A 21600-nucleotide genomic window follows, 5' to 3' on the forward strand; every position below is an offset into this window, starting at 1 on the left:
CTGGCTCATTGTTTGAACAGCCCTTCAGGCTTGTAAAGCAGCACCAGCGCCATCAGCATGTACACCGCCATGCCCGCGACCTGGGGCAACAGCACCTTGCCGAAGGTGTCGACCAGGCCCACGAGCAGCGCCGCCACCAGCGCGCCCCGAACCGAGCCGATGCCGCCGATCACCACCACCACAAAACACATGATCAGCACCGAGCTGCCCATGCCGGGGTACACGCTGGCAATCGGCGAGGCGATCATGCCGGCGATGGCGGCCAGCGCCACACCCAGCGCGAACACCACGCCGTGGATCAACCGGATGTTGATGCCCAGTGATTCGGTCATCTCGCGGTTGAAGGCACCGGCGCGGATCTTCATGCCCAGGCGCGTTCTGGAGATCAGCAGGTACAGGCCGAGGGCCAGCGCGATGCACACGCCCGACATCACCAGCCGGTACACCGGGTAAGACAGGTTCTCGGTGAGCGGGATCGACCAGTTCAGCATCTCGGGCACCTGCACTGCATGCACGTCGTCGCCCCAGAGAATGGAGCGCACCTCTTCGAAGATGTAGATCAGGCCGAAGGTCAGCAGCACCTGGTCGAGGTGGTCTCGTTGGTAGAAGTGCCGGAACAGCAGCCACTCCAGCAGCCAGCCAAACACCACCGCCAGCACGACGCCGAGCAGGATGGCCAGCGTGAGGCTGCCCAGCATCGAGGTGAAGTACCAGGCCATGTAGGCGCCCAGCATGTAGAAGCTGCCGTGGGCGAGGTTGACCACGCCCATGATGCCGAAGATCAGCGTGAGGCCCGCAGCCAGCATGAACAGCAACAGGCCGTATTGCAGGCTGTTGAGCAACTGGATCAGGAAGTTGGCGAAATCCATGGGCACTGGGGTGGGGGTTCGGATCGGGCGGGCGAACAGGCAACAGGCCAGCGCCCGTGAGGCGCCGGCCTGCGGTTTCACAAGCCCGGGACGGGCGCGCTGGCCGCGGTCCTTATGCCATGCGGCAACCGGTTGCCGGATCGGCCACGGCCTTTTGCGCGATGCCGATGACCTTGTTTTCCTTGTTTTCCACCTTGCGCAGGTACATGTCCTGGATCGGGTTGTGCGCAGCGCTCATCTTCCACTTGCCGCGCGGGCTGTCGATCTCGGCGCCGTTCATGGCGGCGTACAGCGCGGGCTTGTTGTTCAGGTCGCCCTTGACGGCGTTGGCACCCTTGATGAGCAGCAGGCCCGTGTCATAGCCCTGCACGGCGTACACATCGGGCTGCATGCGGAAGGTCTTGGCGTAGTCGAGGCGGAATTTCTTGTTGCGCGGCGTGTCCAGCGAGTCGCTGTAGTGCATGGTGGTGAGCACGCCATCGGCGGCCGGGCCGGCGGCGTCGAGCACGCCTTCGGTCAGGAAGCCCGAGCCGTAGAGCTGGATGTTCTTGTTCAGGCCGGCTGCGGCGAAGTCGCGCAGGAACTTGGCCGCGCCGCCACCGGCAAAGAAGCAGGCCACGGCGTCGGGGTTGAGCGAGGCGATCTCGGTCAGCAGGGCCTGGAACTCCACGTTGGGGAAGGGCAGGCCGAGCTTCTTGATGATGGTGCCGCCCGCTTCGGTGTAGCTCTTTTCGAAACCTTCGTAGGCTTCTTCGCCGGCGGCGTAGTTCCATGTGATCCACACGGCCTTCTTGTGGCCGCGCTCCATCATGGCCTTGCCCAGCGCCAGCGTGGGCTGGGAGTTGGTGAACGAGGTGCGGAAGACATTGGGCGCGCACTGCGCCCGGGTGGCGATGTGCACGCCGGCGTTGGGAATCAGGCTGAGCACACCGGTGTCGCGGGCCACCTTGTGGATGCCCATCTGCACGCCGGAGTGCACCGTGCCCACGAGCACATCGACCTTGTCGCGCTGCACCAGGCGGGTGGCGTTTTCAATGCCCTTGGCCGGGTTCGATTCGTCGTCCACCTTGAAGAACTCGACCTCGCGACCGCCGAGCTTGCCGCCCTGTTCGTTCAAGGCCATGCGAAAGCCGTTTTCGATCGCCACACCGAGCTGGGCAAAGGTGCCGGTGTAGGGGAGCATGAAGCCCACGCGCACCTTGTCGGACTGGGCCCGGGCGAACTGCGGCAGGAGCAGGCCGGTGGAGGCGGCGCCAATCACGGCAGCGCTGCGGGTGAGGACAAGTCGGCGAGTGGTCATGGGGATCTCCAGTGGGTTGGGCAGAAAGCGGGTGGGTTCGCGCTTCACTGTAGACGGGGGGGTATCGATTGGCGATACAGAATTACCCGTACTTGAAGCATGAACTATTTACATATGAATCGAGCGCCGGCGTGCGTGGCGGCGTCAGGCGGTTGCGTCGAGTGCATGGGTCAGCCAATCGCGGGCCCAGGCCGTGCAGACCACCTCGGGTTCGGTGCCGGCCGAGGCGTCGTGGCGGAACACCTCGCCGATGCGCACCGCGCCCAGGTCGGTCAGTCGCTCGTCGAAACGCAGGCCACCGTTGCAAAAAGTCTGCGGGTACGCGCTGTCGCCCAGGGCGATCACGCCGTAGCGCACCGAGCCCAGGTAGCGGGGCGCACTGGCGAGCGACTCGTACAGGTGGCGGGCATTGTCGGGAACGTCACCGGCGCCGTAGGTGGATGTGCAGATGACGTAAAGTGCATCCTCGTCAAACACCGTGCCGTCGAGCCCGTTCATCAGGCGGACCTCGATCGCCGGCACCAGATCACCGCAATCCATCTCGATGGCTTGTGCCACGTACTCGGCGGTGTTGGTCATGGTGCCGACCAGGATGAGGAGTTTGGAAGGGGTGCTCATAAGAAGTACAGGCAATATACTTCATGTTTTCGCGCCAACCATCCGGGAAAACCCCCGCGCGTGGCAGGGCTGATGCCTGCGCCCGCTGTCTGCAAAACCGGTCGGCGGACCGCCTTCAGGCTATTCGAACTGGGTGGGCGCGGGCTTGACCACCGGCTTGCTGGCCGCCAGCCAGGCGTCCATGCCGCCGGCGATCGAAACCACATTGAGGTAGCCCATGCTCTGCATGCTGGCGGCGGCCAGCGCGGCGCGGCCGCTGGTCTTGCAATACAGCACCACGTTCAGGTCGCGCGGCTCCAGCGCAGGGTTGCCCGACAGCTTGAATTCGAGCAGGCCACGCGGCAGGTTGATGGCGCCGGCGATGTGGCCGCTGGCGTATTCGTCGGCCTCGCGCACATCGATGATCACATCGGCCGAGAGGAGGGCGGCCTGGGCGTCCTCGATGGACACCTCACGGCATTGGGTTTTGGCGGCAAGGACAAGGTCGTGGGCGGTTTTCATGATGTGCCATTCCGAAGAAAACGATGCAGGAGAGGAACGCCAGTATCGCCCAGCGCACAGCGCAGAGCGATTCACCGGCGAGCGCGCGGCAGCCGCGAGCACCAGGGCTGGCGCCGCCGTGGGTTCAGAACGCCAGCGTGCGCACGCCTGGCTTGAGCAGATGCGCGACCACCTCGGCGGGTTTGGCCGCGGTCACGCCGGCGAGCAGGTCGCTGGCCGCGCGGCCGGTGTTGGGCAGGTACAGCGCACAGACCTCGACTTTCGCACCCGCCTTGATCAGGCCTTGCAGCATTTGCTGCGGCGTGACGTTGCGTGGCTTGAGGCTGGGCATGTTCTGGCCGCTGACCGCGATGTCGCCGGCTGCGTCGCACAGCAGCACGCGCACCTCGACCTTCTGCTCCAGCGCCTGGCTCGCGAGCACCAGGCCAGCGCCCTGCGCCATGGCAGCACCCGAATGGATGGACACAAACAACCCGTCGGCCTGGGCCACGAGGGCGGTGGACAACAGGGCGGCGGCCATCAGGAAAGACTTGTTCATGGATGAAAACTCCGCAGGGTTGAAACACGGGGTAGAGCGGACGCAGGTTCACGGTGTTTTGGCGCAGTGCATCGGCTGGGCAGCAGGATGCCCGCGATCGGTGACGACTCCAAAGCTGCCTGAAGCGTCGTTTCGGACGCTTCAGGGCCCGGGCCAGCTGGTCGCTCAGAGCTTGCGGGTCGAGAAGTACCAGTCCTTCATGGCGTAGCCCTCGCCCTTGCGCGCTTCGATCGCGGCCGGGGTCTTGGGTGGCGGCACGATCACGTCGCAGCCGGGCGTCCAGCCTTCAGGCGTGGCGATCTTGTGGGCATCGCTGGTCTGCATGGCGGTCAGCAGGCGCACGAACTCGTCGATCGAGCGGCCGTTGCTCATGGGGTAGTACACCATCGCGCGCAGCTTGCCCTCGGGGTCGATGAAGAAGGTGGCGCGCACGGCCTGCGTGTCGGCCGCACCCGGGTGGATCATCCCGTAGGCGCGTGCCACGTCCATCTTGATGTCGTCGATGATGGGGAAGGGAATCTCCACGCCGAAGCTGTTCTTGATGCTCTGCATCCAGGCCAGGTGCGAGTAGATGCTGTCGATGGACAGACCCAGCAGCTCGCAGTTCATGGCCTTGAAGGTGTCGGCCGCCTTGGCGAAGGCGATGAATTCGGTGGTGCACACCGGCGTGAAGTCGGCCGGGTGCGAGAACAGGATCAGCCACTTGCCCTTGTAGTCGTCCAGGCTGCGTTCGCCGTGCGTGGTGTTGGCCTTGAACGCCGGTGCGGCTTCGTTGAGGTGGGGGAAGCCTGAGTTCGATGCGTTTTCCATGGGGACTCCGTTGGAAGGTTGAAGAATCAACCGGACGGGTGATGCCCTGTCCGATGCCTTCAGTGTCCGGCGACCCCCGCGTGCCCGGCATGACATGGATCACATGGGCGGTTGACTTGCGCTATGCCGCTGATAGCAACAGCCAACGGCACCGTCAGGGGTCTGCCCTGGGTTGCAGCAGGGCTTCGTCAACGATGCGGTAGAGGCGGCCGAGCTTGTCCACCGGCTTGACGGCGCCGGTTTTCACCAGCGCCGAAATCTCGCGACTCACGGTCTCCTGCTTCAGATCCATCATGGCACCCATGTCCTCCCGCGAGAACAGCGTGACGAAGGCCGGGTCGGTCGTGTGGCGCATCTTCAGGATGAAGTGAGAGACGCGCTGGCGCGCGGTGCCGAAGTTGATCGAGGCCAGCCAGTCGTCGGCCTCGCGCAGCGCCTTCTGCCATTTGTCGAGCAGCCCGGCGTGCATGCGCGGGGAGTTCTGGTTCAGCCTGTGCACCACCTCGGTGGGGATGCGGCACAGGGTGATGTCGGTGAGTGCCGCCGCTTCACTGTCGTAGCGCCCCGTGGCCAGCGCTTCCAGACCGATCACATCGCCCGGGCGCAGCAGCCGCAGGATGCGCCGGCGCCCGTCTCCCGTGATGCGGGTCAGCTTCACCATACCGGAGCGCAGGGTGAAGATGCCGCCGGCTTCGTCGCCTTCGTTGAACAGCACCTGGTGCGCCCGGTAGGCCAGGTCGTCGATCGGCGCATGGATGAGCGCAAAGTCTTTCTCGGTGAACTGGGAAAACAGGGCCAGTTCGCGAACGGCACACGAGCGGCAGTCGGAGGTGCCGCGCCAGGCGGACTGGGTCTGGATCGGGATCATGGCTGTCTCAGCGCCGGCGCGCGACCAGGCCGATCAGCGCAGAGTGGCCATGGTGACCACTGCCTTCGGCCAGATCGGCTTCGTATTCGCGCAGCACCTCGATGTCGAGGTCGGCAAAGGCTTCGCGCAACAGCGCTTCGGTGTAGAGGTGCGAGAGCTGGGGCGGGCCGCCGGTGCGGTACTCGAGCTGGCGGGGTGTGTAGCCTTGCAGCACGAGCCGCCCGCCGGGTTTGAGGGCGCGCACCATGTGGGCAAACAAGCGCTGCCGAAGCGCCGGATCGGCGAACTGCACGAAGATGGCCGCCACCCCGTCCAGGGCCGCATCGGGCCAGTCGTGGTCGTCGCAGTCGGCCACCATGTGGCTCACGCTCACCCCCCTTTGCTGCGCCAGGGCCCGGGCCTTGGCCACGCCGGTCGATGCGATGTCGAAGGCCTCCACCGCAAGTCCTTGTTCGGCCAGCCAGACACTGTTGCGGCCTTCGCCGTCGGCCACGCACAGCACGCGATCGCCCGGCGACCAGACGTGGGCATGCTCGCGCAGCCAGCCATTGGGCTCGGAGCCGAACAGGAAGCCCGGCGTGTCGAAACGCTGGTTCCAGGTGCTCGCCGGGTCGGTGAATGGCGAAGGTGTTTTGTCGGGCGTGTTCATGGAGGGCAGTCAGGGCGGGGGTCGCAGCTGGCGCAGGCGGCTTTCCAGGGCAGCGGCGTTGAGGATACCGAAGTGGGCATCGACCTGCCGACCTTGTGCATCGTAGAACAGCGTGACGGGCAGGCCGCGCGAGCCGATCGCCTGGCCGAGTGTCGAACCGCGGTCGAGCAGCACCTCGCGCAGCGGCAGGCCCTCGCGTCGAAGATAGGCCTGCACGGCCTCGGGTGTCTCGCCCTGGTTCACGAACAGGAAGCCCACGCGGGTTTCACGTTGTTGCGCTGCGGCCAGCACCGGCATTTCGACCCGGCAGGGACCGCACCAGCTGGCCCAGAGATTGACCGCCACAGGCCGTCCGCGTGCGGCCTCACTCAAGCTCACCGATGGCGCGCGATCGAGTGCGACCAGCTGCACCGCGGGCATGGCCGGCGAGCCACCGAGCCCGGCGAGGAACGTTGCCAGGGCCCAGAAGCCCACACCCGCAGCGCCGCTCACGCCCAGTGGCCGGCGCAGCTCGGGCCGGCGAAAGCCGCGCCACACCAGCCAGCCCAGACCGGTGAGCAGCCCGGCGGGCCCGTTCCAGCCGCCATCGCGCAGGTCGAACACCGCCCACGGTGAGGCGAGATACGCGTCGGCATGCAGGGCGAGGTAGGCCAGTCGCGCCGCCAGCAAACCCAGCAGCGCGGCGTGCGTCACGGTGTTCCCGGCCAGCTCGCCGCTCGCCATCGAAGGGTTCTCGCCTGTGGCCTTGCGCGCCAGGCGCGTGGCCAGCCAGGACGCGCCCGCCACCGCGAGCAGCAGCAGCACCGGGGCCAGGGGCAGCGCGATCGGGCCCAGAGAAAGGGACAACATGGGCTCAGCGTACCCCGGGGCTGGCGAGGTCGGGGGACGCTTCGAAGGCCTGCTGCAGAAATGCCACCAGCGTGTGGGCATGGGGCGCCAGCGCGTCGCGCAGGTCGTGGTCCCCGTCGACCAGCAGCAGGCGGGCGCGGCTGGACGCCGCCAGCAAACGGTACGCATCTTCGACCGGCACGGTGCGGTCGCCCAGGCCGTGCACCAGCAGGGTCGGGCACCGCACCGTGGTCAGCGTTTTCTCGGGCGCAATCTCGTCGAAGCTGACGCCGATGACCTGTTGCACATGGCGAAGCACATACCAGCCCAGCACCGCGTGGGGAATGCGCTTCTCCGCCATGAAGCGGCGCATCACCTCGGCGGGGTGGGCGAAAGCCGACAGGCTGACCACGGCCCGCACATCGTCGTGGCGCGAGGCATGCAGCACCGCAGCGGCGGCCCCGACCGAATGGCCGAGCAGCGCGATCCGGTCGGCGGCGACCTCCGGCTGGCGCCTGAGCCAGGCCAGGCCCGATGCGATGTCTTCTGCAAAGCGCGGCATCGAGGTGAAGGTCTCGTCGTCGCTGTGGCCATGGCACCGGGCGTCGATCAGCAGGACGCCGAAGCCCCCCGCATGCAGCGGGGGCACCACCGGGCCCATGAGGGTGGCGTTCGAGCCCCAGCCGTGCATCACCAGCACCGCCGCAGCAGGGGTGTCGCCGTCCTGCGGCGGCACCCACCAGCCGGCCAGGCGCTTGCCGCCCGCAGCGGGAATGCAGACCTCGCGAACCCGCTCGGGTGGCAGGCCGAACGCGCCCAGTCCGTCGGCATGGGGCACGCGCGGTGCCCGCAGCCCGCGCAGGATGCCCTGGTGGGCCGCCTGGCGCAGGGCCCACACACCACCCACCGCGGCCAGGCTGCCCAGCATCATGGGTGGTTCACCGGGGACAGCTCAGCGGCGTGCGGCGGGGCAGGGCGCAGGCCCATTCAGGTCTGGTCGCGCAGCGTCAGGCCATCGGCGTCGATGACGGTGACCCGCACCGGCACGGACTGGCGCACGCTCTGCGTGACGGTGCAGAACTCTTCGAACTGCGTCAGGGCGCGGTCGAGGTGTTCGAGCTGGCCCGCGGCCACACCCAGGGTGATCGTGGTGTGCATGCCCAGGATCCGCAGGCGGCCTTCCGGGTTGCGCGCCACGTCGGCCGTCACTTCGCAGCGCAGCGGCTCCGGCGCCTGTTTGAACTTGCGCAGTGCAAACAGCAGCGAATCGCTCAGGCAGTTGCCCACCGAGGCACACAGCAGTTGCGCTGGAGAAGGGCCTTCGCCCTTGCCCAGCGGGGCGGGCTCGTCCGCGATCAGCGTCGGAATGGCGTCGCCGAAGTGGATCTCGAAGCGGTAGTCGGCTTGCTGCCGGAGCGAAACAGTGGCGGTCGTCATGGCGTGGGTCCGGGTGAGTGCGGTGAGGGGATCACAGTGCGTTGAGCGGGATCTTGAGATAGGCCACGCCGTTGTCTTCCTTCGGCGGCAGTTCACCCGCGCGGATGTTGACCTGCACCGAAGGCAGGATCAGCGTGGGCATCTCCAGCGTGGCGTCGCGTTTCGTGCGCATGGCCACGAACGCCTCTTCGCTCACGCCGTCGTGCACGTGGATGTTCTTGGCGCGCTGCTCGGCCACCGTGGTCTCGAAAGCCACTTCGCGGTCGGCCGGCGGGTAGTCGTGGCACATGAACAGCCGCGTCTGTGGCGGCAGGCTCAGCAGCTTGCGGGTGGAGGCGTAGAGCACGCGGGCGTCACCACCGGGGAAGTCGCAGCGGGCGGTGCCCACGTCGGGCATGAAGAGCGTGTCGCCGACGAACACCGCGTCGCCGAAGCGGTAGGCCGCGCAGGCCGGGGTGTGACCGGGCACGAAAAACACCTCGCCGGTGAGGTCACCCAACGGGATCGCCTCGCCTTCCTGGAACAGGTGGTCGAACTGCGAGCCGTCCTGCTTGAAGCCGGGTTCCAGGTTGAAGACGCCCTTGAAGACCTTTTGCACCGTGGTGATGTTGCCGCCGATGCCGATCTTTCCGCCCAGCTGGGAGCGCAGGTAGGGCGCTGCCGAGAGGTGGTCGGCGTGGGCATGGGTCTCGAGAATCCATTGCACCTTCAGGTCGTGGCTGCGCACGTACTCGATCACCTGGTCGGCCGAGGCGTGCTGCGTGCGGCCCGATTTCGGGTCGTAGTCGAGCACCGAGTCGATGATCGCGCAGTCGCTGCCCGGGCCGTTGTGAACGACGTAGGTCACCGTCCAAGTGGCGGGATCGAACATGCCATGCACTTGGGGCGAGGGGGTGGAGGTCGAAAGAGAGGTCATGAAAGGCTCCTTTAAATAAGCTGAAGATAATATATTGACAAATAGAATGTTTGTCAATATATTCTCACCAGCGATCAAGGCAGCGCTGCGCAGCCTCAACGAAAGGAAGGAAAGATCGATGAAAAGTGTCTTGATGGACCTGGAAGAAATGCACTCGGCCGCCGGCCGGGCCTGCCGCCTGATGAAGGTGCTGGCCAATCCGGACCGGCTGCTGATCCTGTGCCAGCTTTCGCAGGGCGAGCGCCGCGTGGGCGAACTCGAGGAACTGCTCGGCATCGTGCAGCCGACCTTGTCGCAGCAGCTGACCGTGCTGCGCGACGAGGAACTGGTGAGCACCCGCCGCGAAGGCAAGAACATCCATTACGCGTTGACCAGCCCCAAGGCGCTGGCCGTGATGCAGGTGCTCTACGAACAATTCTGTGTCTGTGAAAAGGAGTGAGTCATGACGATTGATTGGGCCAACTTCACGCCCTGGGCCTCGCTGTCCGGCGGCATCCTGCTGGGCGTTGCCTCGGCATTCTTCATTCTGGTCAATGGCCGGGTGCTGGGCATCAGCGGCATCCTGGGTGGCCTGCTGCCACCGAAATCGGGCGACGCCGGCTGGCGCATCGCCTTCCTGCTGGGCATGCTGGCCGCACCGCTGGTGTACGGCCTGCTCGCGCCGGCCGGCTTTGTGCAGGCACCGCGCATCGATGCGGGCTTCGCCACCATCGTTGTCGCCGGCTTGCTGGTGGGTCTGGGCACGCGCTACGGCTCGGGTTGCACCAGCGGGCACGGCGTCTGCGGCCTCTCGCGCCTCTCGCCCCGGTCCCTGGTGGCCACGCTGGCCTTCATGGGCGCGGGTTTCGTTATGGTCTTCGTGGTCCGCCACGTTCTGTAAGGAGCACACACATGCACCGCATCACCGAATTCCTCGTGGGCCTGCTGTTCGGCATGGGCCTGCTGCTCTCCGGCATGACCGACCCGGGCAAGGTGCTCGGCTTCCTGGACCTGTTCGGCACCTGGGATCCGTCGCTGGCCTTCGTCATGGGCGGCGCCATTGCCGTGGGCTTCTTCGCCTTCGCACTGGCCCGCAAACGCACCACCAACTTCCTGGGCGGGGCACTGCACCTGCCCAAGTCGAGCCAGATCGACAAGCGTCTCCTCATCGGCGGCCTGACCTTCGGCGCCGGTTGGGGCCTGGCGGGTTTCTGCCCCGGTCCGGGCGTCGTCTCCATGGCCTCCGGCGAGGTGAAGGGCGCGGTGTTCGTGGCGGCCATGCTGGTGGGCATGGTGATCTTCGAGATCGCCGAACGCACCGGCCTGCGCCAGCGCGTGGGAGCCTGACATGTCGCCCGTGAACCTGATCCCCCTGTCGGACACGCTGTCGGTGGCGGGCCAGATCTCGCCCGCCGACCTGCCCGCCATTGCACGCGCCGGCTTCAAGTCGCTCATCTGCAACCGGCCGGACGGCGAGAGCCCGGGCCAGTTCAGCCACCGCGATCTGGCGGCCGCGGCCAGCCAGGCCGGGCTCACCCTGGCCTACCAGCCGGTGGAGTCGGGTCGGGTGAGCCAGTCGGACGGACAGGTCTTCGCCGACCTGCTGAACCAGTTGCCGGGCCCGACGCTGGCATATTGCCGCAGCGGCATGCGCTCGGCCACGCTGTGGGCACTCTCGCAAGCCGATTCGCAGCCCTGGCCCGCACTGGTGCAGCGGGCCGCTGCGGCCGGCTTCAACCTGAGCGGCATGGCGCCGCCCACCCAGCCCGCGCGCCAGTGACGCCTGCGGACCCAAGAGACCCCATCGCATGAACCCATCGTCCCGTTGGCGCCAGTTGCTGCCCTCACTGCCCGTGCTGGAGTGGGGCCGCGCCTACAACCGCGAAACGCTGCTCAGCGACGGGGTGGCGGCGATGATCGTCACCATCATGTTGATTCCCCAGAGCCTGGCCTACGCCATGCTCGCGGGCTTGCCGCCCGAGGTCGGCCTGTACGCCAGCGTGGCGCCGCTGCTGCTGTATGCGGTGTTCGGCACCAGCCGCGTGCTGGCCGTGGGGCCGGTGGCGGTTGTCTCCCTCATGACGGCGGCGGCCATTGGTCAATACGCGGTGGCCGGCACGCCGCAGTACTGGGCGGTGGCCATCACGCTGGCCTTTCTCTCGGGCCTGCTGCTGCTGGCCATGGGCTTGCTGCGCCTGGGTTTTCTGGCCAACTTTCTCAGCCACCCGGTCATCTCCGGGTTCATCTCGGCCTCGGGCATCCTGATCGCCGCCAGCCAGCTCAAGACGCTGATGGGGGTGAAGGCCGAAGGGCACAACTTCGTCGACCTGAGCGTGTCGCTGCTGTCGCAGCTCGGTCAGGTGCATGTGCTGACCCTGAGCATCGGTGCGGCGACGGTGGCGTTCCTGTTCTGGGTGCGCAGCGGTCTCAAACCCTTGCTGCAGCGCCTGGGCATGAAGCCGCGCGCGGCCGACGTGGTGGCCAAGACCGGTCCGGTGGCCGCGATCGCGGTGACCACGCTGCTCACCTGGGGCCTGGACTGGCAGGCGCAGGGCGTGAAGATCGTGGGGACGGTGCCGCAGGGCCTGCCACCGTTCACCTTGCCGCTGTGGGACCTCGGCCTGTGGCAGCAGTTGCTGGTGCCGGCGCTGCTGATCAGCGTGGTCGGGTTTGTCGAGTCGGTGTCGGTCGGCCAGACCCTGGCGGCCAAGCGCCGCCAGCGCATCGAGCCCGACCAGGAACTGGTGGCGCTGGGCTCGAGCAATCTCTCGGCTGCCTTCACCGGCGGCTTCCCGGTCACCGGCGGCTTTGCCCGGTCGGTGGTCAATTTCGACGCCGGCGCCCAGACCCCGGCGGCCGGTGTGTACACCGCGGTCGGCATCACGCTGGCCTCGCTGTTCCTCACGCCGGCGCTGTACTACCTGCCGCAGGCCACGCTGGCCGCCACCATCGTGGTGGCGGTGCTGTCGCTGGTGGACTTCAGCATCCTGCGCAAAACATGGAGCTACGCGAAGTCCGACTTCACGGCGGTGCTGGCCACCCTGGTGGCCACGCTCACGGTGGGTGTGGAGACCGGTCTGGTGGTGGGCGTGGGCGTGTCGCTGGCGCTCTACCTGTACCGCACGAGTCGCCCGCACATGGCCGAGGTGGGGCTGGTGGCAGGCACCGAGCATTTCCGCAACGTGCAGCGCCATGCGGTGCTCGTGAGTCCGCGGGTGCTGAGCCTGCGCGTCGACGAGAGCCTGTATTTCGCCAACTCGCGCGCGCTCGAGGACCGCATCAACAACGCCGTGGCCAACCGCCCGGGGCTGGAGCATGTGGTGCTTCAGTGCTCGGCCATCAACGACATTGATGCCAGCGCCCTTGAAAGCCTGGAAGCCATCGACCTGCGCCTGCGCGGCGCCGGCGTGCGGCTGCACCTCTCCGAGGTCAAGGGGCCGGTGATGGACCGCCTCAAGAACACCGAATTCCTGCACGGTCTGAGCGGCCGGGTGTTTCTCACCCACTACCAGGCCATTCACGAACTCTCGCCCGAAGTGGCTTGAGCCGGGCGGGACCGGCCAAGGGCATTGCAGGCCGATCCCGCAACGGGATCGCCACGGGCGCCTAATGGGCGCAGCGGCGGGCGAAAGCGCCTGCCCAGCGCCTGCCAGACACCCCCGAGGTCATTCGCCCATGCCGTTTCAAGCATCTCCCAAGCCACGCCGCCAGACCCTCGCGATGGCGACGGTCTTCTTCCTGACCCTCGCACTGACCACCCTCACCATGCCCGCTCACGCCACAGAAGAACCCGAGTACCGGGTGGTTCGAGAACTGCCCGGCGTCGAGCTGCGGCAGTACGCTCCCTACACCGTGGCCGAGGTGGTGGTGGCCGGTCCGGCGGGCGAGGCGGGCGGGCAGGCCTTTCCGATCCTGGCGGGCTACATCTTCGGCAAGAACAAGGGCGAGCGGAAGCTGGAGATGACGGCACCCGTGACGCAGACCGCCGTGCCCGTGAAGCTGGAGATGACCGCGCCCGTCACCCAGAGCGCTGCGCCAGGCGGCTTCCTCGTGCAGTTCGTGCTGCCCGCGGGGGTGACGCTGGACAATGCGCCGCAACCGCTGGACGAGCGCGTTCAACTGCGCGCGGTCCTGCCCACCCAGGTGGCGGTGATTCGCTACTCGGGCTTCTGGTCGGCGTCGAACGACAACGAACACCTGGTGAAGCTGCAGACGGCGCTGCGCGAAGCCGGGCTGTCATGGACCGGTGAGCCCGTGTACTCGCGGTACGACCCACCGTTCAAGCCCTGGTTCTTGCGGCGCAACGAGATCTGGCTCAAGGTGCCGCCGCCGCAGTGATGCCGGGCGACCTGCGGCCGCCGGGTTCATTCGTCGTCGCCGCCGCCATCCTGTCCGTCGCGCATCGCCATGTCTTCCCTGGAGATCCAGTTCCAGGCGTTCATGCAACCCAGGCCCAGGCCCACCACCAGCAGGGTCAGCGTCCAGAGACGGGCACCCGGAAACAGCTGGTCGAGCCACAGGCCGAGTGCCGCGCCCAGCAAGGTGGGCACTGCCACCGACCAGCCGACCAGACCCATCAGGCCCATACCCAGGTGGACCCCTGCCACCTGGTTGCGCAGTGCCATGGCCTCGCACGCGGCCAGCGCGCCCACCGGGTCCGCCAGCGTTGGCGCGGCCAGTGGTGGTGCCGTGCGTGGGGTGTTCAGGTGGTTCCTCATGACGGGCACCTGAACGGCCACCGGACAGGGACGGCCTGGACGGTCAGGCCCGCATCGACAGCGGCCTGCGTGGCAGCGGGTGCTCGGTTCATGGGAGGGGGTCCTGGTTCTGTCGCCGGTACCGGGGAGCAGGCCGCCGTCTGCAGGCAGACGGGTCGGCCCCCGGTCGGCGCTGGGCAGTCTGCAGTCTGCACAGCGCGGCCAGCATCGTCTGTACGACGACGAACACAGGTGCAGGCGATGGCACCTGGCGGCCCCGGAGCCACCCGAAGGTCCAGGGCCGCAGGCCGATGGTCTGGTGCTCCTGCGTGTTGGCCGGCAAGTGGGTGAGCGCCACTCACCCGCCTGGCCGGTCAACCCAGCATGGCCTTCCACATGCCATTGCCCCAGATCACCGCAGCGGCGCCCGAGCGTGCGTTGGCCTCCGGGTCCACGGTGAACTTGAACCTGGGTGGCTCGCCCGCCACCACGGTTCCCGAGACGTTGATGTTGATGGCCTCCTTGTGCGTCACATTGGCCCAGCAGATCCCCAGTGGAAGATCCACCGCGCCCGTTGACGCCACCGGGCTCTTGCCGGCAATGCGTTCCGCAATCGCCTCGGCCACCTGCTGGCCACTGCCAAACGCCACATGCCCGCTCTTGGGCAGGGGCGAGCCCTGCGAGTCGCCGATCACATAAATCCGATCGTCCACCTGGCTCTGAAAGCTCGGCAGCCTGACATTGGCCCAGCGTTCGCCCAGACCAGCCTGGCGGATCAGCGCGGGTGCGCGCATCGGCAGGATCAGGTTGGCATGGGCAAATGGCACGTCCCCGGAGGAGGTGACCAGCTGGCGCTTGCCCATGTTCACCGCGCTGATGGCGGTGTCGGGCAGGTACTCGATCTGGTTGGCATAGAGGCTCTTCATGCCTTTCAGAATGGGTTGGGCGATCGCCAGCGGCATGGGGTTGGGGTTGGCGTCGATCAGGATGATCTTGCCCCGGGTTCCGCGCTGCTTCATCTGCTCTGCGATCAGGAAGGCTCTCTCATACGGTGCGGGCGGGCAACGGTAGGGTGGCTTGGGCGCACTGATGACAAAGTCGCCGCCCTTGGCGAGAAACTCGTCCACCTGCCGGCGCACCGCCATCTGCTCGAAGGCACGAAAGCCGACCGGCAGCTGGGCGCGGGCTTCGGCATAGCCTTGAATGCCGTCCTCCATGTAGTCCACACCCGGTGAGAGCACCAGGAAGTCGTAGGGCAGGCGCTGGGTGGCGGTGACCACCACCTTGCTGGCGCGATCGATTTCCAGCACCCGCTCGCGCACGCGGCGTGCGCCGAGCTGGTCCACCCGCGCGTAGCTGCGCTGAAAGTCCGAGGCGGGCTGGTGACCTGCAATGAAATGCGCGCTCAGCGGACAGGACATGAAGGATTCGTTCGGTTCGACCAGGGTCACATCGGCCGCCGCCGTGGCCAGCAGACCGCGCACCGCCCCCAGGCCACCCCAGCCACCGCCCACCACCACCACGCGGGGTCTGGCGGCGGTGGACACAGAGGCGCATCCCGTTGAAAGCACCGCCACGCCCAGGGCGGCGGCTTGCAGCAGTTGACGGCGGCGAGGCTGGGCAATGGGGCGCATGGCGGTCTCCAGGGTGGTAAAAGTGGATGAGCACTTATATAACCATACATGCATAAATGTCTTTCCCCAGCGAGGGAAAACCCTGCACGACCCTCCTGGGCGCGCCTTGCCAGCAAAGCGTCTGATGCCGCAAAGCGCTTGACGCAAGACAAAACACGGCGGGTGCCGCCGGTGTCCAATCGCGCCATGAACCTCCTGGCTGCGCGCATCGTGAGGCGCTGGATGGCACCGCTGCTGCTGTTCGGGCTGTGGCTGGGCGCGCTGGCTGCGCAGCCCACCGCGCCAGCGGTCACGGAGGCGCCCGTGCTGCAGGTCTTTGTGCGCGACGGTTGCCCCTACTGCACCGACGCGAAGACCTTCCTCGACGGCGTGCAGCGCCAGCGGCCCGGGCTGCAGATCGTCTACCGCCAGGTCGACACCGACCCGGCTGCGCGCGACGCATTGAGCGCGCTGTCCGAAGCCCATGGCGTCTGGCCCCCGGGGGTGCCTGCCTTCCTGGCCGCCGGGCAGCTGATCGTGGGCTTCGAGAGCGCATCGACCACCGGGCAGGAGCTGCTTCGACTCATCGACGCCGGCAGCGCGGTGCAGAAACAGACAGTGGACAGCGCGCTCTTCGGCACGCTCAGCGAGCAGCGCCTGGGGCTGCCGCTGTTCACGCTGGCGCTGGGTCTGCTGGACGGCTTCAACCCCTGCGCGATGTGGGTCCTGCTCTTCCTGCTGGCCATGCTGGTGCGCCAGAACGACCGGCGGCGGGTCGCGCTCATCGCAGGCACCTTTGTCTTTGTGAGCGGCGCCGTCTACTACGCGTTCATGGCGGCGTGGCTGAACGTGTTCCTGGCGGTGGGCCTGTCGCAGCCGGTTCGGCTGTTGCTGGCGGGCGTGGCGCTGCTCATCGGCGCGTTCAACCTGAAGGATGTCTTCGCGCCCGGCCACGGCTTCAGCTTCAGCATTCCCGAAGGCGCCAGGCCCGGCCTGGTGGCCCGCATGCGCAAGGTGATGCAGACCCAGGCACTGGCCGCGTCGCTGCTGGGTGTGGCGGCGCTGGCGGTGGTGGTGAACCTGGTCGAGCTGCTGTGCACCGCAGGCCTGCCCGCCATCTACACCGCGGTGCTGGCACAGCAGCAGCTGGGCACAAGCGCACACCTGGCCTACCTGGGCCTGTACATCGTGGGCTACATGGCCGACGACGCGCTGATGGTCACGCTGGCCGTGCTGGCGCTCAACAGGGGCAAGCTCACGGAGCGCGCCGGGCGCGCACTGAAGCTGCTCAGCGGCCTGGTGATGCTGGCACTGGGGCTGGTGCTGCTGCTCAGGCCCGGTTGGCTGATGTGAACCGTTGCCGGCCGGCGAGGGCGGTGCACTGGCCGGTGCGCCTCGGAGCCGGCGTGTCGGTGGCGGCCGAGCCAATGAGTGAGACCCCTGCAACACGGTCCACGGACCACGGGCCACCGGCCATGGCGGGTACAGTTTCAACATACCCGGGCTGAGCTGGATCAAGGCTCGCTTCTTTCAGTTTCCTCAGGACCCTCTCAACCGTGAACCTGGACCAAATCAGCGTCTTGCTCATCCTCGGGTTCGTGATCGGCCTGTTTCTATGGGGCAAGTGGCGACACGACCTCGTGGCAGTCAGCGCTCTGGTGGCCTGTGTATGGTCGGGCCTGGTCAAGCCCGAAGACGCGTTCAGCGGCTTCGGCCATCCCGCCGTGATCACGGTGGCCTGCATGCTGATCATGAGCAAGGCGCTGCAGGTTTCGGGCGCTGTTGAAGTCCTGGCGCGCTACGCCATACCGGCCAAGGCAGGCCAGGTGCTGAGCCTGGCCGCTTTGATGGGTGTGGGCGCCCTGCTGTCTGGATTCATGAACAACGTGGGGGCCATGGCGCTGCTGATGCCGATCGCGCTCAAAGTGGCCACCCGTCTGTCCATCCCGCCAGGACGCATGCTCATGCCGCTGGCCTTCGGCACCATCCTGGGTGGCATGACAACGCTGATCGGAACACCACCCAACCTGATCGTCTCCGGATTCAGGGCCAGCATGGTCGGCGGCGAAGGCCCTTTTGCAATGTTCGATTTCGCGGCCATCGGCGTGCCTGTGGCTGTGTTGGGCGTGCTGTTCATCGCCGTGGTCGGGTGGCGGCTTGTCCCCAACCGCCAAGCCCAGGGACTGGAGGACTTTGACACCGGTGCGTACCTGACCGAGGCACGCATTCTCGAAGACGGCCCATCGGCAGGAAAAACGCTGGCGGAGGTGGAGAAAGTACTCGAAGACGCGGGCGCACAAGTGGTGGGCCTGGTTCGCAACGAAATGCGGATCACCGCGCCCAGCCCCCATCGCGTGCTGCTCGCCAGGGACATCCTTGTCATCGAAGCCGCCGCTGACACGCTGTCCACATTGCTGACGTCGCTCGGGCTGAAGCTGGAAGAGTCTGTGCGTCCGACGGACCAGACGGACCAGACGGAGGCAGACAAGCCGGCACGCGAGGGGGACACGCAACGCACAGGCGACGGGGTGGAGCCGGAGAAGAAGGCCGATGACCAGGACAAACCCCGTTCCGGTGCCGCAGAGATCGAGCTGATCGAGATGGTTGTGTTGCCGGGTCCCATCCTCACTGGGCGGTCGGCCAGCGACATCGCACTTCGGGCCCGCTACGGACTGAACCTGCTGGCGGTTTCCAGACAGGGAAATCGCTCGATCGAACGACTGCGGTCAATGGCCCTCCAGGCGGGCGACATTTTGCTGCTGCAGGGTCCGCCCGGCGCGATCGCCGAATTTGCCAGCGACACCGGTTGCGTGCCGCTGGCCGGGCGCGATCTGCAGATACCGAACATGCGAAAGGCGCTCAAGGCGTCGCTGGTGATGCTTCTGGCCGTGGTCGCCGCGGCCATGGGTCTGATGCCGGCGTCCATCGCCTTCATGGCCGGCGCCCTGTTCACACTGTTGCTGCGCGCTTTGCCCCTGCGCAGTGTGTACGAGGCCATCGACTGGCCTGTCATCGTCTTGCTGGGTGCCCTGTTTCCGCTTGCCAACGCCATGCAGTCCACAGGCGCAGCAGATCTGCTGGCGCGCGCCCTGATGAGCTCGGTGGCCCAGGGCAACGCCACCGTGGCGCTGGCCTTGGTATTGCTGGTGACGATGTTCCTGTCGGACCTCATGAACAACGCGGCCACAGCAGCGGTCATGTGTCCGGTGGCCATCGGCAGTGCGACGGCGCTCGGTGTCCGTCCCGACGCGTTTCTGATGGCTGTGGCCATCGGCGCATCGTGCGCCTTCCTCACGCCCATCGGACACCAGAACAACACCATGATCCTGGGACCGGGTGGATTCAGGTTCGGCGACTACTGGAAACTGGGTCTGCCGCTGGAGGTGCTGGTGGTGGCAATCAGCCTGCCTCTGCTGCTCATCGTCTGGCCGCTCTGAGCGGTTCGGGCAGCGCTGCAGAGTCAGGCCTCAGGCGCCGTCGACTCTTCGCCATGAGCTTCCTCATCGCGCACGATCAACACAGGCACTTTTGAGACGCGCGCCAGCGCCTGGGCGATGCTGTCCTTGACAGTACCGATGGACAAACGCACAGACGCTGCCTGGGTAGCCCCTCGAGCGGTGGCCTGCTCCGTCACGCGTTGCAAGATGGCATTGCCTTCTTCGCGCAGGGCGGTCTCGATCTCCGCAAGGTCCTGTTCCGACGAGGCCTGTGGCGGAACGACTTCGCTCACGCAAGCAACGCGCAACTCGGCATCCTGATCAAGTGCCAAGCGGATGGCCATCTGGATCGCTGGTTTGGAAAGATCGTCGTCGCTCACCGCGACCAGAATGCGAGGGAAGGCAAACACGATGTGTTGGGGCAGGGTTGTTACAACAACCACCAAGTCGCCAGTCCGAGGAACGCAAAAAAGCCGATCACGTCGGTCACCGTCGTCAGGACAACGCTGCCTGCCAATGCAGGGTCGATGCCCAGGCGAGTGAGCATCAGCGGAATCGCCAGTCCCGCCACGGCCGCGCACAGCAAATTGATCAGGATTGCGACGCCGAGTACGCCGCCCAGGCCCCAGTTGCCAAACCAGGCCACTGCCAACAGGGCGATCACGCTGGACCACAACAGACCGTTGAGAATTGAGATGCCAAGTTCGCGGTTCAACAGATCACGCCAGTTGCCTTTCTGCACCTGCCCCAGCGCCAAGCCCCGGATCACCAACGTCAGCGTCTGACTGCCGGCGATGCCTCCCATGCTGGCCACGATGGGCATAAGCACCGCCAGTGCGACCAGTTGAGACAGCGTGGCCTGAAATCGACCGATGACCCAAGCCGCCAGGAAAGCCGTCAACAGGTTGATGCCCAGCCACAGCGCACGCCGCCGCGAACTGACGAGCACCGGCGCGAAGATGTCGGCCTCGTCGTCAAGACCTGCCATCTGCATCATCGTGCGCTCCGAGTCCTCGCGGATCAGGTCAACGACATCGTCGACCGTGATGCGGCCCACCAGTCGCGAGGCCGCGTCGACCACCGGCGCCGAGATCAGATCAAAGTTCTGGAACAAGCGCGCCACTTCCGTGCCCGGGGTGTCGACGGGAATGCTGGCGAGATCGGTGCGCATCACGTCGGCCACATGCGTGTCCAGCCCCGAGGTGACGAGCGCGCTCAGCGGCAGGGCGCCGCGGTAGGTGCCCTCGCGGTCGACGACCATCAGCACGTCGGTTTGCGGCGGCAGGGTCTCCATTTGTCGAAGGTAGCGCAGCACGGTGCTCACCTTGACATCGGCTCGAACTTCGATCACATCGGTATTCATCAGGCCGCCGGCCGCGTCCTCCGGGTAACGCAGCATCGAGTCCAGTTGCTGGCGGCGACGGCCGGTGTTGGCGTTCATCAACAGCGCCGCCACCTCGGCTGGCAGCACCTGGATGAGGTCGACCAGGTCGTCCAGCGCAAGCGGCTGCACGGCCGCCAGAAGGTCATCGGGTTCCAGCTCGGTGGCCAGCGCGCTGCGGATCTCGTCGTGCAGGTAGACGAGCACCTTGCCGCTGCGCTCAACGTCCACCATGCTCCAGACGGTGCTTCGCTCGCGCGGAGGCAGCGCCTCCAGCAAGCCCGCCACCTTGGCCGGGTGGGTGCCGCGCAGGATCTTGCCCACGCGCTTGAGCTTGCCACGAGCGTAGGCTCGTCGCACGGCATCCAGCTGGTTGGGCGCGGTGGTATCGACGGCGGAGTCGTCACTGCTGTCGCTTGCCAGTTGGGCGCGCAGCGCGGGCCTCAGGTGCGGCAGCACCCGTTCCTCCATGGGCAGATCGATCTGCTGCCACAGAGACAGCCGCTGCTCCGGCGCAAGGCGCTCGAGCAGGGCCGCGACCATCGCGGGGTGCATGCGCTGCAGCAGCTTGCGCACACGCTTGTTCCGCCCCTCGTCAATGGCCTGAACGATGTGCTCGCTGTCAGTGCGGCCTTGCAGCACAGTGTCGGTTTCAGCCTTGGTGTCGTCGTTTTTCATGGCCTGATCTGGGCAGCAGCGCTTGCGTTCCGCTGTTCCTGGAAAGTCGCGAGCAAGCGCAGCTTGTGCAGTCGATCTTGCCATGGCATGGGTCCTTGACGGGGTGGCTGACGCCGTATGGGCACTGGCAGCAGTCGCAGCGAAGTCGAAGACCAGGCGCCGAGGGCAGTTCAAGACTGGTCTCGGACGTTCGTCGTCGAAGCACCGAATCGTCATGACGGCGCTTTCCCTTCATTGCGGCAAGCAGCGCTCGAACGGCCGAAGGTCCTTCCGTACGTGTCGCTCCCCCGCGTTGGGTGGACTGGGGCGTCCGAGCACTGCTTGCAACAATGGATCACTGCGGCGTGCGCCTTACGTGGTCAGGTCTCCGTCTGCTCGGAGATCTCGAGTGCGTCATCGACCTCGATGCCGAGGTATCTCACGGTTGATTCCAGCCTATGTACTGAAGTCCATAGGCTGGACTATCTCCCGTGGACGACTA

The 21600-nt window shown here is 66.6% G+C and carries 24 protein-coding genes and 1 pseudogene; 8 read left to right on the forward strand and 17 right to left on the reverse strand.

Going from position 1 to position 21600, the window contains the following annotated elements:
- Positions 1-5 precede the first annotated feature (5 nt).
- The 12 genes from QUV35_RS10470 to QUV35_RS10525 all read right to left on the reverse strand — a co-directional run bounded on the left by QUV35_RS10470 (position 6) and on the right by QUV35_RS10525 (position 9334).
- Positions 6-869, reverse strand: a complete 864-nt coding sequence (locus QUV35_RS10470) for a branched-chain amino acid ABC transporter permease (RefSeq protein WP_300873431.1) — start codon at positions 867-869, stop codon at positions 6-8.
- A gap of 112 nt (positions 870-981) precedes the next feature.
- Positions 982-2169, reverse strand: a complete 1188-nt coding sequence (locus QUV35_RS10475; protein ID WP_300873433.1) for an ABC transporter substrate-binding protein — start codon at positions 2167-2169, stop codon at positions 982-984.
- A gap of 144 nt (positions 2170-2313) precedes the next feature.
- The gene (locus tag QUV35_RS10480; protein ID WP_300873435.1) at positions 2314-2787 is read right to left on the reverse strand and encodes a flavodoxin domain-containing protein; all 474 of its coding nucleotides are present in this window, start codon (positions 2785-2787) and stop codon (positions 2314-2316) included.
- Between the two features lie 120 nt (positions 2788-2907).
- A complete protein-coding gene (locus QUV35_RS10485; RefSeq protein ID WP_300873437.1) occupies positions 2908-3288 on the reverse strand; it encodes a rhodanese-like domain-containing protein in 381 nt (126 codons plus the stop codon).
- A gap of 124 nt (positions 3289-3412) precedes the next feature.
- On the reverse strand, positions 3413-3826 hold the full coding sequence (locus QUV35_RS10490) for a DsrE family protein (protein WP_300873439.1): 414 nt from the start codon (positions 3824-3826) through the stop codon (positions 3413-3415).
- A 165-nt stretch (positions 3827-3991) separates the two neighbouring features.
- Entirely contained in the window at positions 3992-4636 is a 645-nt protein-coding gene (locus tag QUV35_RS10495) for a peroxiredoxin (protein WP_300873441.1), read from the reverse strand.
- A gap of 154 nt (positions 4637-4790) precedes the next feature.
- Entirely contained in the window at positions 4791-5504 is a 714-nt protein-coding gene (locus QUV35_RS10500) for a Crp/Fnr family transcriptional regulator (protein WP_300873443.1), read from the reverse strand.
- A gap of 7 nt (positions 5505-5511) precedes the next feature.
- Positions 5512-6153, reverse strand: a complete 642-nt coding sequence (locus tag QUV35_RS10505) for a class I SAM-dependent methyltransferase (RefSeq protein WP_300873445.1) — start codon at positions 6151-6153, stop codon at positions 5512-5514.
- 9 nt (positions 6154-6162) lie between these two features.
- Entirely contained in the window at positions 6163-7002 is an 840-nt protein-coding gene (locus QUV35_RS10510) for a TlpA disulfide reductase family protein (RefSeq protein WP_300873447.1), read from the reverse strand.
- A gap of 4 nt (positions 7003-7006) precedes the next feature.
- Entirely contained in the window at positions 7007-7912 is a 906-nt protein-coding gene (locus QUV35_RS10515; protein ID WP_300873449.1) for an alpha/beta fold hydrolase, read from the reverse strand.
- A 56-nt stretch (positions 7913-7968) separates the two neighbouring features.
- Positions 7969-8418, reverse strand: coding sequence for an OsmC family protein (locus tag QUV35_RS10520; protein ID WP_300873450.1), 450 nt, complete (start codon positions 8416-8418; stop codon positions 7969-7971).
- A gap of 31 nt (positions 8419-8449) precedes the next feature.
- Positions 8450-9334 (reverse strand): MBL fold metallo-hydrolase, encoded by an 885-nt coding sequence (locus QUV35_RS10525; protein ID WP_300873451.1) that lies wholly within the window; start codon positions 9332-9334, stop codon positions 8450-8452.
- Positions 9335-9452: 118 nt separating this feature from the next.
- On the opposite strand from QUV35_RS10525, the gene QUV35_RS10530 reads away from it, so the two are divergent.
- From QUV35_RS10530 to QUV35_RS10555, 6 genes are all read left to right on the forward strand, one after another.
- Entirely contained in the window at positions 9453-9773 is a 321-nt protein-coding gene (locus tag QUV35_RS10530; RefSeq protein WP_300873453.1) for a metalloregulator ArsR/SmtB family transcription factor, read from the forward strand.
- A 3-nt stretch (positions 9774-9776) separates the two neighbouring features.
- Positions 9777-10214: a YeeE/YedE family protein gene (locus tag QUV35_RS10535; protein WP_300873455.1), complete on the forward strand. Its 438-nt coding sequence runs from the start codon at positions 9777-9779 to the stop codon at positions 10212-10214.
- Between the two features lie 11 nt (positions 10215-10225).
- Entirely contained in the window at positions 10226-10660 is a 435-nt protein-coding gene (locus QUV35_RS10540) for a DUF6691 family protein (protein ID WP_291216739.1), read from the forward strand.
- A gap of 1 nt (position 10661) precedes the next feature.
- Positions 10662-11093 carry a TIGR01244 family sulfur transferase gene (locus tag QUV35_RS10545; protein WP_300873457.1) on the forward strand — a complete coding sequence of 144 codons (432 nt, stop codon included), beginning with the start codon at positions 10662-10664 and terminating at the stop codon, positions 11091-11093.
- 28 nt (positions 11094-11121) lie between these two features.
- Positions 11122-12858: a SulP family inorganic anion transporter gene (gene sulP, locus QUV35_RS10550; protein ID WP_300873459.1), complete on the forward strand. Its 1737-nt coding sequence runs from the start codon at positions 11122-11124 to the stop codon at positions 12856-12858.
- A 130-nt stretch (positions 12859-12988) separates the two neighbouring features.
- Positions 12989-13651, forward strand: a complete 663-nt coding sequence (locus QUV35_RS10555) for a heme-binding protein (protein ID WP_300873461.1) — start codon at positions 12989-12991, stop codon at positions 13649-13651.
- A gap of 26 nt (positions 13652-13677) precedes the next feature.
- On the opposite strand, the gene QUV35_RS10560 is transcribed toward QUV35_RS10555, so the two are convergent.
- Positions 13678-14031 (reverse strand): AtpZ/AtpI family protein, encoded by a 354-nt coding sequence (locus tag QUV35_RS10560; protein ID WP_300873463.1) that lies wholly within the window; start codon positions 14029-14031, stop codon positions 13678-13680.
- Between the two features lie 353 nt (positions 14032-14384).
- Positions 14385-15644, reverse strand: coding sequence for an FAD/NAD(P)-binding oxidoreductase (locus tag QUV35_RS10565; RefSeq protein ID WP_300873466.1), 1260 nt, complete (start codon positions 15642-15644; stop codon positions 14385-14387).
- Positions 15645-15830: 186 nt separating this feature from the next.
- Between QUV35_RS10565 and QUV35_RS10570 the strand changes: the two genes are divergently transcribed.
- Both QUV35_RS10570 and QUV35_RS10575 read left to right on the forward strand, forming a co-directional pair.
- Complete coding sequence (locus QUV35_RS10570) at positions 15831-16976, forward strand: glutaredoxin family protein (RefSeq protein ID WP_300873467.1); 1146 nt, start codon at positions 15831-15833, stop codon at positions 16974-16976.
- Between the two features lie 203 nt (positions 16977-17179).
- On the forward strand, positions 17180-19060 hold the full coding sequence (locus QUV35_RS10575) for an SLC13 family permease (protein ID WP_300873469.1): 1881 nt from the start codon (positions 17180-17182) through the stop codon (positions 19058-19060).
- A 23-nt stretch (positions 19061-19083) separates the two neighbouring features.
- Here the strand turns inward: QUV35_RS10575 and QUV35_RS10580 are convergent, their stop codons facing one another.
- The 3 genes and pseudogenes from QUV35_RS10580 to QUV35_RS10590 form a co-directional block, all read right to left on the reverse strand.
- Complete coding sequence (locus QUV35_RS10580) at positions 19084-19470, reverse strand: universal stress protein (RefSeq protein WP_300873470.1); 387 nt, start codon at positions 19468-19470, stop codon at positions 19084-19086.
- 20 nt (positions 19471-19490) lie between these two features.
- The gene (mgtE, locus tag QUV35_RS10585) at positions 19491-21119 is read right to left on the reverse strand and encodes a magnesium transporter (RefSeq protein ID WP_300873472.1); all 1629 of its coding nucleotides are present in this window, start codon (positions 21117-21119) and stop codon (positions 19491-19493) included.
- 359 nt (positions 21120-21478) lie between these two features.
- Positions 21479-21556: pseudogene (locus QUV35_RS10590) on the reverse strand (integrase); the annotation flags it as partial.
- Positions 21557-21600: the final 44 nt, after the last annotated feature.

The sequence above is a fragment of the Hydrogenophaga sp. genome, from assembly GCF_030373225.1.
GTDB lineage: Bacteria > Pseudomonadota > Gammaproteobacteria > Burkholderiales > Burkholderiaceae_C > Hydrogenophaga.

Excerpts from the sequence above, each read along its gene's own strand:
- QUV35_RS10490 (WP_300873439.1), bottom strand. The coding sequence starts at position 3,826 with ATGAACAAGTCTTTCCTGATGGCCGCCGCCCTGTTGTCCACCGCCCTC.
- QUV35_RS10475 (WP_300873433.1), bottom strand. The coding sequence starts at position 2,169 with ATGACCACTCGCCGACTTGTCCTCACCCGCAGCGCTGCCGTGATTGGC.
- QUV35_RS10560 (WP_300873463.1), bottom strand. The coding sequence starts at position 14,031 with ATGAGGAACCACCTGAACACCCCACGCACGGCACCACCACTGGCCGCG.
- QUV35_RS10570 (WP_300873467.1), top strand. The coding sequence starts at position 15,831 with ATGAACCTCCTGGCTGCGCGCATCGTGAGGCGCTGGATGGCACCGCTG.
- QUV35_RS10500 (WP_300873443.1), bottom strand. The coding sequence starts at position 5,504 with ATGATCCCGATCCAGACCCAGTCCGCCTGGCGCGGCACCTCCGACTGC.
- QUV35_RS10555 (WP_300873461.1), top strand. The coding sequence starts at position 12,989 with ATGCCGTTTCAAGCATCTCCCAAGCCACGCCGCCAGACCCTCGCGATG.
- sulP (WP_300873459.1), top strand. The coding sequence starts at position 11,122 with ATGAACCCATCGTCCCGTTGGCGCCAGTTGCTGCCCTCACTGCCCGTG.
- QUV35_RS10565 (WP_300873466.1), bottom strand. The coding sequence starts at position 15,644 with ATGCGCCCCATTGCCCAGCCTCGCCGCCGTCAACTGCTGCAAGCCGCC.
- QUV35_RS10545 (WP_300873457.1), top strand. The coding sequence starts at position 10,662 with ATGTCGCCCGTGAACCTGATCCCCCTGTCGGACACGCTGTCGGTGGCG.
- QUV35_RS10485 (WP_300873437.1), bottom strand. The coding sequence starts at position 3,288 with ATGAAAACCGCCCACGACCTTGTCCTTGCCGCCAAAACCCAATGCCGT.
- mgtE (WP_300873472.1), bottom strand. The coding sequence starts at position 21,119 with ATGAAAAACGACGACACCAAGGCTGAAACCGACACTGTGCTGCAAGGC.
- QUV35_RS10480 (WP_300873435.1), bottom strand. The coding sequence starts at position 2,787 with ATGAGCACCCCTTCCAAACTCCTCATCCTGGTCGGCACCATGACCAAC.
- QUV35_RS10535 (WP_300873455.1), top strand. The coding sequence starts at position 9,777 with ATGACGATTGATTGGGCCAACTTCACGCCCTGGGCCTCGCTGTCCGGC.
- QUV35_RS10540 (WP_291216739.1), top strand. The coding sequence starts at position 10,226 with ATGCACCGCATCACCGAATTCCTCGTGGGCCTGCTGTTCGGCATGGGC.
- QUV35_RS10525 (WP_300873451.1), bottom strand. The coding sequence starts at position 9,334 with ATGACCTCTCTTTCGACCTCCACCCCCTCGCCCCAAGTGCATGGCATG.
- QUV35_RS10510 (WP_300873447.1), bottom strand. The coding sequence starts at position 7,002 with ATGTTGTCCCTTTCTCTGGGCCCGATCGCGCTGCCCCTGGCCCCGGTG.
- QUV35_RS10505 (WP_300873445.1), bottom strand. The coding sequence starts at position 6,153 with ATGAACACGCCCGACAAAACACCTTCGCCATTCACCGACCCGGCGAGC.
- QUV35_RS10520 (WP_300873450.1), bottom strand. The coding sequence starts at position 8,418 with ATGACGACCGCCACTGTTTCGCTCCGGCAGCAAGCCGACTACCGCTTC.
- QUV35_RS10530 (WP_300873453.1), top strand. The coding sequence starts at position 9,453 with ATGAAAAGTGTCTTGATGGACCTGGAAGAAATGCACTCGGCCGCCGGC.
- QUV35_RS10515 (WP_300873449.1), bottom strand. The coding sequence starts at position 7,912 with ATGATGCTGGGCAGCCTGGCCGCGGTGGGTGGTGTGTGGGCCCTGCGC.
- QUV35_RS10470 (WP_300873431.1), bottom strand. The coding sequence starts at position 869 with ATGGATTTCGCCAACTTCCTGATCCAGTTGCTCAACAGCCTGCAATAC.
- QUV35_RS10495 (WP_300873441.1), bottom strand. The coding sequence starts at position 4,636 with ATGGAAAACGCATCGAACTCAGGCTTCCCCCACCTCAACGAAGCCGCA.